The following is an 11,520-nucleotide window of genomic DNA, read 5'->3' as shown; positions in this document are numbered from 1 at the left end:
ATCTGTAAACGATTAAACTTAAGTTTATTTAGTATTGGTTTAATACTATTGGTTTTCACATTATCTAGTATGCCTACTACCTTCTATACTCTATATTGACCGTTTATACCAAAAAATAATTATGATTAGTGACGTTTGGTTTTAAAAATTGCTATACTAACTTTATATGGCATATGGTTAATATATGTTGATTGCCCATAAATAAAATAAATTTCGATAATAATAGCCAAGGTTTTACTTGTTTCTTATTAATAAATCGAAAGCTATTTGGATAATATAGTCACTGCACTACAAAAGAGTTATGTTTTGGATGAATATCATAAAACAATTTAGATAAGTCATTTTCCATCCAACCTTGGCGTAAAAACTTCACTTGAGCCCACTTTTTCTCGATGGGATTTAAGTCAGGACTATAAGGAGGTAAGAATAATAGCCTGTGACCATGCCTGTTAAGCAGCTTTTGAACGCGCTTATGAAAGGCTGCATTATCCATAACGATTACACATTTTCTCTTAAGCTTTGGTATCAGCGTGAACTTGCACCAGTGATAGAAAATCTTTTTATTAATGTTGGTCTTTAAGCAATTGAGTGCAAACAGCATTTTGCCATATAGTGCACCAATGACGTTGGTTCGATCTTTGGCTTGCCAATTGTAACTGCCAATGCAGGGGCTACCAATGGGTGCATAACCACAAGGACGCATCGTTTCACTCTCAAACCCACTTTCGTCCATATAGACAATAGCAAAGCCTTGAGCAATGTAGTGGTTAAGCTTGGCTAGATAAGTCGCTCTTTTCACAGGACAGGCTTTGGGATGCTCAAGTGTCTTTTTTTTTGCTAACACCAATACGCTTTAAGGCTTTACTGATGCCTGTTGGGCTACAATCAAAACGCTGTGCTCGCTCATAGTGATAATCGTCAGGGTGGTCTTTGACATCTTGAGCTAAGGCTTCATCCTCTATTTTGTAGGGCTTAATATATCGAGTGGTTTTACTATGAAGACGCTTTTTCCACTTCTGGATAGTCGTTGGACTGATATCATAGAAAACAGCAGCTTCAGCAAAGGTCATGCCCTCATCTAAGCTTTTTAAGACTTGTTTGCGATAATCTAGGGAGTAAGTCATGGTTATTTATTGTGGTAATCGTTTAGTTGATTTATTTTATAACATTTTTGTGGTCAGGTGACTATAGATCTTTATATGAAATGGTTAACTTCTTTAGAAAACACCATAGGAACGACATAGCAAGTTACAGAGCTAATGCAAAACTATCCCTCAAGATTAGCAGTATTTGAGAGTATAGTGCATTGGCTTATTACTCTATTATTTTAACAGTAGACTCTTGTCCAAATATTGTTGTGAAATTCTAGCACTAGTCAAAGTACTAGAATTTTGTTTTATTATTAGAAAATGCTTTCAAAGCTATAATAGCAATATATAAAGAATGATGACTTGTGTGTTTAGATTTATCTAAAACTAATTTTATTTAAAATGGATACAATGAGCATCTGTTGCTATGTATCTTCTATTTATAATGGATTGTTCGAGATGCCATTAGAAATTGAATACTAGACCTCTTGCAAAAGTCATAGGTTAAGCTCGGAATTAATGATACCAGCAAACAGCTTCATTCTAAGATCATAGCGCTGACGACGGTTGCGATATTTATGAGCCACGATTTTAAACAACTTTATTAAGCCTATTTTGTGTTCAACCACAATACGGAACTTTGCCAGATAGTGATTGGCCTGTTTGCATATCTCCAATAACTGACCACCACGAGGTTTCTTAAATGGTGTGAAGGTTTGCTTATGTAGATTTGCTATGCCCTGATAACCACTGTCTGCTAGATAGTTAGTATTCTCAGGCAACCAATCAGGACAAGTATCTTTATACAGCTTAAAATCGTGGATTGACCCTTTACAGGTTTGCACATCAAGTATCAAACCAGTTTGCCAATGAACGATAACCTGCGCTTTTAAGGTGTGTTGTTTTTTCTTACCGCTGTAGTAGTCTCTTTGGTTTTTTTTGGACGCTCAAGAGGAGTTTCGGTCGTCTCAACAATGACGACTGACCAATTGATGTCCTCATCGACACGACTAGGCAGCTTTTTAGGTAATTCAAACTTACCTGAATCGATAAGTACGTCTTCTACTTTACGAATGATACGGCTAGCAGAAGACTCATGAATACCAAAGTCCATACTGATATGATAAAGCGTGCGGTATTCACGCCAATAAGTCAGGGCTAGTAGTATCTGCTCCTTAAGACTGAGCACACTTGGTCTACCTGATTTGGTCTTAGATGCTTCATGCTTTTGCATGGCCTCAAGCATGTCATAAAAGGTGGCTTTATGAATGCCAGTGTAGCGTTTAAAACCAGCGTCACTTTGTTTGAGTAGCTTATCTATGTTTGGCATATCTATTAAGTAAGTAGAGTTCAATAATATACGTTGTGTCTTACAACTACTTTTGCAAGAGGTCTACTCTTTAGAATTAATTATATTTTATAAATAGAATTAATGGCCAATGAACGATTTGTTCACTGCATTATTTCACGAAAAACAATACCTCAATAGAGGCCACACTCTTATTTTATAGTTGGATTTATTATGAGCAAAAATAACGCAATTGATTTAGAAAATTTGAACGTAGATGAGTTACGTGCTATCACTGAAAACGCTCAACAACTTATCGCCAAAAAACAGCATCAACGTTTGTATGATGCCTATATGCAGTTCGAGCAGATTGCAGAAGATAGCAATGCAACGATCGAAGAGATACTGAAAGCTGGTGAAAAGTTAGAGAAAAAACGCAGCATTAAATATCGTAATACTGATGACCATAGTGAAACTTGGACTGGCCGTGGCCGTAAGCCAACGTGGTTAGTCGAAGCGCTAGCAGCAGGTCGTGATATCGAAGATTTCGCTATTTAATTAGCTGTTTTCTTATAGAGTTACTTTCTGTGAACCAGTTTGAAGTTGCTATTGATAATGGTGTATTTACAACCATTTAGCGACAGACATAGCTGCTTTCGAGAAAATAAAAGCCAGTATCTTTACTGCCAGTATTTTGGCAAAAAGATACTGGCTTTTTTTCTGTCATCTATATGCCATTTTTTGTTATGATAATGACGTTTTTGTCTTATATAAGAGTTGTACGACTGTGGCCCAAGTATCTGAGTTTTCACATAAACGTCCCCGTAAGCTCTGGTGGCTAGTGGGGTTTGTGTTGTTTGCGCTATTTGCTGTTTTGCAAATGCCAGCAGCATGGTTACTTGAGAAATACGCGCCAGATACGCCTTATGTCCAGCATGTATCTGGCAATGTATGGCAAGGTGCTGCTATTTGGCAGTTGCCTATGTCATCGACGTCGCTCACAGGTATGGCAGAATGGTCATGGCAGCCTTGGCAGTTACTCATAGGTAAGCTAGGTGCGGATGTTAATATTCACTCATCACAGACACGTCTGAATGGGCAAGTTAAACTTGGTCTGAACTCATGGCAAGTTGACGAGATGAGTGGGAAAATTGCACCTGAGACGCTAGCGAGTGTGGTCAACTGGCAGCTGCCAAATACCCCTATTCAGGTAAATAATGTATCGCTAACGCGCCAGTCTGATAAAAGTGAGGCATCTAGTAGTGAGCCTGCTAAAGACGCTGGCGGATTTAGTGCAGCGGATGGTCAATTGACTTGGGTTGGCGGCGAGGTAGGCTATCCTAGTGGTGGCAAAGTTTTTTATATTACGATGCCGGCTCTAAGAGCCGAGCTTAGTACAGAGCAAAAAAACAATAGAGATTTGCTCCATATTAATTTATTAAACAATCAAGATAAGCGTTTGGGAGATCTGTATCTCGATAGCGATAATATGCTTGATGTCAGTCTGACACAGCGCTTGCTAGAGAACATGCCTGAGTATAAAGGACAAGCTCCTCAAGATACGCCAGTTGTCAGTGTGCGCCAGCCATTGCTAGCTGGTTTGGGGGCGAACTAAATGCTTAATATCGCCGCAAGCCTAAAACCTGTTATCAATATTCTCAATCGCTTTTCAGCTTGGCTACTATTGTTAGCCATTGCTTGGCTATGCTGGACAGCCGCCCGTCTTTTATGGCTACTGCTAGCAGCGCCTTTAGCACCTGCATTGCCTTTAGCGCCTCTACAGAGTAATGACAAATCCACCAACGATTATAGTGGCTTGTTTGCAATCTTTGCTGATCCCGATCCTGTTACCGCAGTCGTGCAACCACCTCCCAACATTGAGCTCAAAGGCGTACTACTAGCCATACCTGAGAGCATGTCTTCCGCCTTATTGAATGTTAGTGGCGAAGTCAAAAATTACCGCATCGGTGATGGACTAAAGGACAGCGATTATACGCTCGTGGCTGTTGATTGGAATTCAGTCATTATCGCTGATGCTAACGATAAAGAAACCGTTATCAAAATGCCAGAGGCGATGCCATTAGACCAAAGTGATATGCTAGCAAGCGGAATAAGCAATCAGCGTTTGCCAAACAATAGCATGTTGCCGACAGGGCCCCAGCCAGTACAAAACGCTGTTCCTGAGGCAGAAGGGACAACTGGCGCAGACACTTCAAAAAGTCCACAGTCGGCTATCGAAGAAGCGGTTACGGCCTTGCAAGAAAACCCTGCCAGTTATCTAAGTAGAATGGGGGTGATGGCATCGGGCGAGAGCTACCAAGTCACAGCGGCGATGCCTGCTGGCCTACGTAATCGTTTAGGGCTTGAGCCAGGTGATAAGGTACTAACTGTCAACGGACAGAGCGTAGGTAATAACCCAGCGCAAGATGCTGGTGTACTTCAGCAAGTACAGCAAGCAGGTGAAGCGCAGATAGAGGTTCAACGTGGTGAGCAAGTTATTACGATTCGCCAGCAGTTCTAGCAAGGTAGGTTTTTAGCAAAATTGCTCCTTAAACACTCAGCACATAGTAAGCAATATCACTGTAGGTAATCATCAATATGGTAAGTTTTCAGAATTTTTCAGCCACGCCTTTGTACCGTAGCCTGCAGCGTTTGATGCGCCTGTGCCGTCCACTTTGTCTGGCAGTGCCATTATGGGCTGCTGGTGTTGGTCTTGCCAATGCTGAGAGCTGGAAAGTTAATCTACAAGATGCTGATATCAAAGCCTTTATCAATGAGGTCGCGACCATCACGGATCAAAACTTTGTACTTGATCCGCGTATCAATGGCAACGTCACGGTCATCTCCAATAAAGCCCTGTCCCGTGATGAGATTTATCAGCTATTTCTGAGCGTGATGCAAGTGAATGGTATCGCTGCGATTGAATCGGGAACGACGACAAAACTGGTGCCAGATAATATTGCTAAGCAATCTGGTGTGGCGGTTGATTTACGCGGTGATAGTGTTGGCGAATCGCTCGCCACTCGAGTTATTTATTTGACCAATACCCAAGCTGCAGAAGTATTAGGTGTTATTCGCCCATTGATGCCGCAGTCAGCTCACGCGGCCGCTGTACCTGGTGTCAATGCGCTAGTATTGTCCGATCGAGCAGACAGTCTTAATCAGCTGACAGCTCTTATCCGTGACTTAGACAGTAATGTAAATGACAGTTTGCAAGTGATACCACTACGCCACGTCGATGCCGAACGTATGATGGAGTTGATTAGCGCCTTAGTCTCAAGTGCGGGTAGCGGGCAAGCTCAAGGTGGCAACAATCAGCTAAAGGTGATTGCTGATACGTCAAGCGATAGACTGCTAGTCAAAGGCAGTCCTGAAATGATTGCTAAAGTCCAAGAAATGGTCAATCAGTTGGATACCACGCCGACCAGACGTTTAAGTGGTCTACGTGTCTTTCGATTAAAGTATGCTAGTGCTGGTCATATCGCCGATATGTTACGCGGTTTACTCGCTAACCAATCTATCAATAGTGCTGGCGCGACCTCGACACTAGAATCAGCCTCACTAAATGATGTAAGCAGCACAGGCGCTGCAATTAATAATGCAGCTAGCGATAGCCTTGGTAGTAGCAGTGCGGCCGCTGTCTCGACTAACAGCACAAGCGGAACAAGCACAGGGGTGGGCGGTCGTCCGTTTAGTATTATCGCTGATGAAACTCAAAATGCCGTTATCGTTAACGCCGCACCTGAGCTCATGTTCGAGATTGAAGATGCAGTCAACCAATTAGACAGTCGCCGCGCACAAGTATTAATTCAAGCTGCCATTGTTGAAGTGTCAGGCGATGATGCCACCCAGCTAGGTGTTCAGTGGGCGCTAGGTAACGCCAATAGTGGCTATGGAGTGGTCAACTTTAACAATGTGGGGGCGAGCGCAACGACGCTTGCGGCGGCTGCTTTAGCAGGGACAAGTACGGCAGGCATTAGCGCTGCGGCCAGCTCTATCGCAGGTGCATTGATAGGAATTGGAGACAGTCGTAAAGACAGTCAGGGCAATACAGAGTTTTATGGTGCTATTTTACAGGCGCTTGACTCATCTACCAGTGCCAACTTGCTATCCATGCCATCGATTTTGACATTGGATAATGAAAAAGCCAGTATCTTAGTTGGTCAAAACGTACCTTTTGTTACGGGTTCTTTTACCACCAGTGGCAATAATTCAAACAACCCATTTCAGACAATTGATCGCCAAGACATTGGTATTAATCTGAATGTCATTCCCCATATTGGTGACAATGGCACAGTACGATTAGAGGTCTCGCAAGAAGTCTCGTCAGTCGTACCAGGTAGTACGGGTAATGCCAGTGGGCTAATTACCAATAAAAGCCTTATTAATACGACCATTCTAGCGGATGATCAGCAGACGATTGCCTTGGGCGGCCTGATGCGTGACAACACCACCACACGTCAACAGAAGGTTCCTGGACTGGGCAATGTTCCTGTTATCGGTAGACTCTTTCGTTCTGACAACGACAGCACCCAAAAGAGCAATTTGATTATCTTTTTACAGCCGACTATCTTACGTGATGGCGGCGCGGTAGCGAGTGTGACTGAACGCAAATTTAATCAAATGCGAGTGTTGCAGTTGGTCATTGATAAAAACGGTACGATTAAGCAGTTACCATTGAGCGGCACTGAAGGTTGGAATGGTAATGTCAGTGCAGATTACGAGCTTATGCCGCTCAATCCCCTTATCCCTAAACGTGATCAAGCGCCAAAATCTACCTCGCAAGGTTTTACGAGAGTAGATAGTCCTAATAGCGGTATCACGACCTATCCTCTTAATCGTTAAAATATTGGCCGTATATATAACGGTTAATATGATTCAACTAACATAAATTAATGTACGATGTGATAGATGATAGTTACATCGTACATTAGCTTGCGTATTCATAACACAGATAAACATAGACGCTTTTATATTTGGGTATATTAGTTACTAATAAAATAATGAGTTACGTATCATGTTTTCCGCTATAGTAAATCAGAAACTAAGATGACAGATTATAAAAATACGAAAAAATGGCTTTTACTAAGTATGGCTGCAACTGCGCTATTACTCATCCCTAGGCGCAGTAGTCGAAAGGACAATACGAAGACAGTAAATAATCATAATACCGTATCTGAGGGTAGTGATATTGACGATGCTCACGAGAATGTAGTTAGTAAATAGAAGTTAGTAATTAGAAAATAAAAGCTCAGTAATGCGTCTATAGCAATATTCTTGTATAAAAATACTTATATATGAAAAACTGCTTAGTGTTTATTACTCAATTCTATGTTTTGGAAAGTCAGTTTTGGAGTCTATTAATGTGTGGCAACAAATCAGCGACTATGGCTGAGCGAACAAACGCTAGAGAAGTTTTAAAAAATGTCTATCCTCTTATAGATACGCATACACATTTTGATGCTCCAGTATTCGATACTGACCGAAGACAGCAGGTAGAGCAGGCTTATAGTCAAGGTGTCTGTCACTTAGTGCTAGTAGGTTATCTATATCAGTATTTTGATCGAATGTACGATACTCAAGGTTTCATCAATAACATATCGCAATCGTCTGCGACAAAGGTGAATAGTAAAGATAAGTGCGATGTTGCAGCCCATATCGCACTCGGCTTACATCCATTTTATATTGAGCAGCATACCGACGACCATGTAATACAACTTGAGCAAATGGTGATAGAGCGTCGTCCATTAGCTATTGGTGAGATTGGATTAGACACCTTTACCGATGCAATGAAGCAGCCTGATATGTTTGCTAAACAAAAAAGGTTCTTTGCGGCGCAGTTGGATATAGCAGTAACTCATAATCTACCAGTGATGCTGCATATTCGTAAAGCGCATGCTGAAGCACTCGCAATATTAAAAGCGCATAAATACGATGCGCATAAATTAGGTGGTATTGCCCATAGCTTTAGCGGTGGCGAACAAGAGGCTAAGGCTTTTGTAAAATTGGGGTTGAAGCTTGGTGTTACGGGTCAGATTACCAACCCGAATGCTAAGAAACTGCGCCGTGCTATTCAAGTAGCAGTTGAAAGTCATGGCATCGAGTGCTTGGTCATTGAGACGGATTGTCCAGATATGACACCTATTATGTGTCAGACAGCGGATGATACTGATTCACATAATAGAAATGTACCAGCCAATCTGCCATGGGTATTAGCAAGCTTGAGTGAGCTATTAGAAATACCACATGATAAACTTGCTAAGCAATTGTGGCAAAATAGCTGTGATGCTCTGAAAGTAGACTGGGCTTATTCAATGTAACTATGCTATTGATAAGAAAAGCATAGCGGTAATTAGAAGCTAAAAAGTACTAGCCGTATAAATGATAACCAAAATATTTGAAAAGAGAATTTGATCTGTTATGAGTGACACGCGACAATTTGAACAACCAGAATCCGTCGAAGACAGTCTTGCACAAAACGAATCGCGCCAACAAGATGAGCAGTACGATCGTCGTTTCCAAGGTACACGGACACTCTATGGTACCTCAGCGGTTGATACTTTTTCGGCAGCTCATGTCTACATTATTGGTGTAGGAGGAGTGGGCTCTTGGGCAGCAGAGGCGCTGGCTCGGACAGCAGTGGGAACGATTACGCTGATTGATTTGGATGTATTGGTTGCGTCTAATGTCAATCGCCAACTGCCTGCACTAGACAGCACGTTTGGACAAAGTAAAATTGAAGCAATGGCAACTCGTATTAGAGAGATTAATCCCACAGTAACCTTAAATTTAGTCGATGATTTTTTGACAGTAGATAATGTCGCTACACTCTTACCAAGTCGTGAAGCAGTTAAATCTGCCAATGCTCAGGGGAAACCGATTGTTATTTTAGATTGCGTAGACGATATGAATGCGAAACTAGCAATCGCTTTACACTGTCGTTTTAATAAACTAAAGTTGGTCTGTGCGGGCGGTGCAGGTGGTAAGATAGATCCAAGTCAGATTAGAGTAAGTGATTTGCGTGACTGTTATCAAGACCCACTATTAGCAAAGTTACGCAACAAGTTACGCCACGAGAAAGGCATTAATAGTGCTTTAAAAGAAAAATTTGGTATCAAATGTGTCTATTCGACAGAGCCGCCAATTGTAGATAAAAGCTGTCAAACAGGCGGTTTGCAATGCGGTGGTTATGGCTCAGCAGTAGTCGTTACGTCAGTGGTGGCGATGATTATGGTGAGTGAAGCATTACAATTATTAATAAGACAGACGGGTCGTAACTAATACGTCTGATATTATTTAATGGAGTTTACCTTGTCTATATCTAACTCACCTCAGCAGAGCTACCCTGTCGCGGTAGATGAAATAGAGCGTATCAATAAGCTAAGAAAGTATCAGGTACTCAATGAAGATGAGGAGCCTGCGTTTGAGCGGCTTGTTGAACTCGTAAAGCTGTTTTTTGATGTGCCAGTCGTTATGATCACTTTTATGGATGAGGAAACACAGTATTTAAAACCAGCTTGTAAATTTGATAGTGAACCTGAAAGTGTATGCACGACATCACGTGACATTGCTTTTTGTAACTATACGATATTGTCCGATGACGTTTTTATAGTGCCAGATACTTGGAACGACGATCGCTTTAGCCAGAATCCCATGGTCTCAGGTTCTCCATATTTACGATTTTATGTTGGTGCTCCTATTATCTTATATGAAGACAATAAAAGGTATCGTCTAGGTACTTTATGCCTTATGGATACGAAACCTAATCATAGTTTTAGTGAGCAACAATCAGAGATCTTGGCAGAGTTTGCAAAAATGGCAGCTGATGCTTTGCAGTTGCAAGATAAGCAGCGTGATGCTAAGCGTGCTAATGAGATGAAATCGAGCTTTTTGGCCAATATGAGTCATGAGATTCGCACACCGATGAACGGTATTATCGGTATGGTAGAGATGTTAGGCGATACCCAACTCAGTAATGAACAGCGAGAATACGTTGATAACATTAAAGTCTCCAATGAGCATTTGATGGTCATCATTAATGGTATTTTGGACTTATCAAAAGTTGAGTCTGGAAAAATGACGATTGATTCTATTCCATTGAATTTATCTAGTTTATGCAATGAGGTCGTCAGTTTATTTGCAATAAAGGCACGTCAAAGAGGCCTGACCTTAGATTATCATTATACTGAAACACTATCACCTTATGTAAACGGTGATCCTGTACGTCTAAAACAGATTATTGCAAACTTGGTCAATAACGCGATTAAATTCACGCGTGAAGGTGGTCAAGTAAGTATCGATGTTAAACATATGGACAATTGCTACTGTCCAAATAACATTAACGAAAAATTCGTGAGTACGAGTCAAGAAAAAGAAGCAAGCAAAATAGAATGCGATGAAACTGGTCAGAATATAACTTTGTGTATAGAAGTGAAAGATACGGGTGTTGGTATCAAAGAAGAGTCGTTAGAGGCGATATTTGACGCTTATGACCAAGCGAATAAATTTACTCATCGTATTTACGGTGGTACCGGACTTGGACTATCTGTTTGTAAGTCTCTAGTCGATTTGATGGGTGGTTACATTCATGTAAATAGTGAAGTAGGAGTCGGTACGACATTTAGTGTTTTATTACCGTTAACTACTATTGATGAAGACAAGTATGAGACATGGCAAGACTCTAACGATACGACCATAATTGAACCTACGCATGAGCGGTCTGGGCATATCTTGTTGGTCGAGGATGATGCTGTCAACGCGATTATAGCCAAAAAATCCCTAACCAGCAGCGGACATACCGTCACCCATGTTACAGATGGTCAGCAAGCAATTGAGGCTTTTGCTTTATTCCCTGATCGTTATGATGTGATATTGATGGATCATCATATGCCGATTATGGATGGAGTACAGGCGACTATTAAATTGCATGAATTATATGACCCCCAAGTACTACCGCCCATTATCGCTTTGACTGCCAATGCAATGGACGGCGAGCGTGAGAAATATCTGAAAGTTGGTATGCAGGATTATTGCACCAAACCTTTTAAGCAAGAGCAGTTAAATGCCTTGGTACAGTATTGGCTGATACAAAAGCAATCATTGGAAGAAGAGTGATTTGCTAGATATTAGTGGTAGTGATTAGCA

At 41.3% G+C, this 11,520-nt stretch carries 10 protein-coding genes and 1 pseudogene; 7 read left to right on the top strand and 4 right to left on the bottom strand.

Going from position 1 to position 11,520, the window contains the following annotated elements:
* Positions 1 to 280: 280 nt before the first annotated feature.
* The 4 genes and pseudogenes from ACS8FA_RS25845 to ACS8FA_RS25830 form a co-directional block, all read right to left on the bottom strand.
* Positions 281 to 844, bottom strand: a complete 564-nt coding sequence (locus tag ACS8FA_RS25845; protein WP_520934442.1) for a transposase — start codon at positions 842 to 844, stop codon at positions 281 to 283.
* Positions 819 to 1,124, bottom strand: a complete 306-nt coding sequence (locus tag ACS8FA_RS25840; RefSeq protein ID WP_075103765.1) for an IS630 transposase-related protein — start codon at positions 1,122 to 1,124, stop codon at positions 819 to 821. The genes ACS8FA_RS25845 and ACS8FA_RS25840 overlap by 26 nt, the downstream gene beginning before the upstream one ends.
* Before the next feature lie 461 nt (positions 1,125 to 1,585).
* Positions 1,586 to 1,969: pseudogene (locus ACS8FA_RS25835) on the bottom strand (transposase family protein); the annotation flags it as partial.
* Positions 1,970 to 1,977: 8 nt separating this feature from the next.
* Entirely contained in the window at positions 1,978 to 2,418 is a 441-nt protein-coding gene (locus ACS8FA_RS25830; RefSeq protein WP_439266276.1) for a helix-turn-helix domain-containing protein, read from the bottom strand.
* 192 nt (positions 2,419 to 2,610) lie between these two features.
* On the opposite strand from ACS8FA_RS25830, the gene ACS8FA_RS25825 reads away from it, so the two are divergent.
* The 7 genes from ACS8FA_RS25825 (at position 2,611) to ACS8FA_RS25795 (ending at position 11,490) form a co-directional block, all read left to right on the top strand.
* Positions 2,611 to 2,934: an H-NS histone family protein gene (locus ACS8FA_RS25825; RefSeq protein WP_101204384.1), complete on the top strand. Its 324-nt coding sequence runs from the start codon at positions 2,611 to 2,613 to the stop codon at positions 2,932 to 2,934.
* A gap of 229 nt (positions 2,935 to 3,163) precedes the next feature.
* Positions 3,164 to 3,991 carry a type II secretion system protein N gene (gspN, locus tag ACS8FA_RS25820; RefSeq protein ID WP_439266273.1) on the top strand — a complete coding sequence of 276 codons (828 nt, stop codon included), beginning with the start codon at positions 3,164 to 3,166 and terminating at the stop codon, positions 3,989 to 3,991.
* Positions 3,992 to 4,897, top strand: coding sequence for a type II secretion system protein N (locus tag ACS8FA_RS25815; protein WP_439266271.1), 906 nt, complete (start codon positions 3,992 to 3,994; stop codon positions 4,895 to 4,897).
* Positions 4,898 to 4,974: 77 nt separating this feature from the next.
* Positions 4,975 to 7,221, top strand: coding sequence for a type II secretion system secretin GspD (gspD, locus tag ACS8FA_RS25810; RefSeq protein WP_439266269.1), 2,247 nt, complete (start codon positions 4,975 to 4,977; stop codon positions 7,219 to 7,221).
* A 542-nt stretch (positions 7,222 to 7,763) separates the two neighbouring features.
* Positions 7,764 to 8,696: a TatD family hydrolase gene (locus ACS8FA_RS25805; protein WP_439266267.1), complete on the top strand. Its 933-nt coding sequence runs from the start codon at positions 7,764 to 7,766 to the stop codon at positions 8,694 to 8,696.
* A gap of 100 nt (positions 8,697 to 8,796) precedes the next feature.
* Positions 8,797 to 9,657 carry a tRNA threonylcarbamoyladenosine dehydratase gene (locus ACS8FA_RS25800; protein WP_439266265.1) on the top strand — a complete coding sequence of 287 codons (861 nt, stop codon included), beginning with the start codon at positions 8,797 to 8,799 and terminating at the stop codon, positions 9,655 to 9,657.
* Positions 9,658 to 9,687: 30 nt separating this feature from the next.
* Positions 9,688 to 11,490, top strand: coding sequence for a GAF domain-containing hybrid sensor histidine kinase/response regulator (locus ACS8FA_RS25795; RefSeq protein ID WP_439266263.1), 1,803 nt, complete (start codon positions 9,688 to 9,690; stop codon positions 11,488 to 11,490).
* Positions 11,491 to 11,520 lie beyond the last annotated feature (30 nt).

The sequence above is a fragment of the Psychrobacter sp. 1Y1 genome (genome assembly GCF_051847395.2).
In the GTDB taxonomy this organism is placed as follows: domain Bacteria; phylum Pseudomonadota; class Gammaproteobacteria; order Pseudomonadales; family Moraxellaceae; genus Psychrobacter.
Note: the sequence above shows the minus strand (reverse complement) of the source record. Positions and strands in the feature narration are given on the sequence as shown.

What these genes read in the sequence shown, in the direction of transcription:
- ACS8FA_RS25805 (WP_439266267.1), top strand. Translation starts at nt 7,764, where the DNA reads ATGGCTGAGCGAACAAACGCTAGAGAAGTTTTAAAAAATGTCTATCCT.
- ACS8FA_RS25825 (WP_101204384.1), top strand. Translation starts at nt 2,611, where the DNA reads ATGAGCAAAAATAACGCAATTGATTTAGAAAATTTGAACGTAGATGAG.
- ACS8FA_RS25815 (WP_439266271.1), top strand. Translation starts at nt 3,992, where the DNA reads ATGCTTAATATCGCCGCAAGCCTAAAACCTGTTATCAATATTCTCAAT.
- ACS8FA_RS25840 (WP_075103765.1), bottom strand. Translation starts at nt 1,124, where the DNA reads ATGACTTACTCCCTAGATTATCGCAAACAAGTCTTAAAAAGCTTAGAT.
- gspD (WP_439266269.1), top strand. Translation starts at nt 4,975, where the DNA reads ATGGTAAGTTTTCAGAATTTTTCAGCCACGCCTTTGTACCGTAGCCTG.
- ACS8FA_RS25830 (WP_439266276.1), bottom strand. Translation starts at nt 2,418, where the DNA reads ATGCCAAACATAGATAAGCTACTCAAACAAAGTGACGCTGGTTTTAAA.
- ACS8FA_RS25800 (WP_439266265.1), top strand. Translation starts at nt 8,797, where the DNA reads ATGAGTGACACGCGACAATTTGAACAACCAGAATCCGTCGAAGACAGT.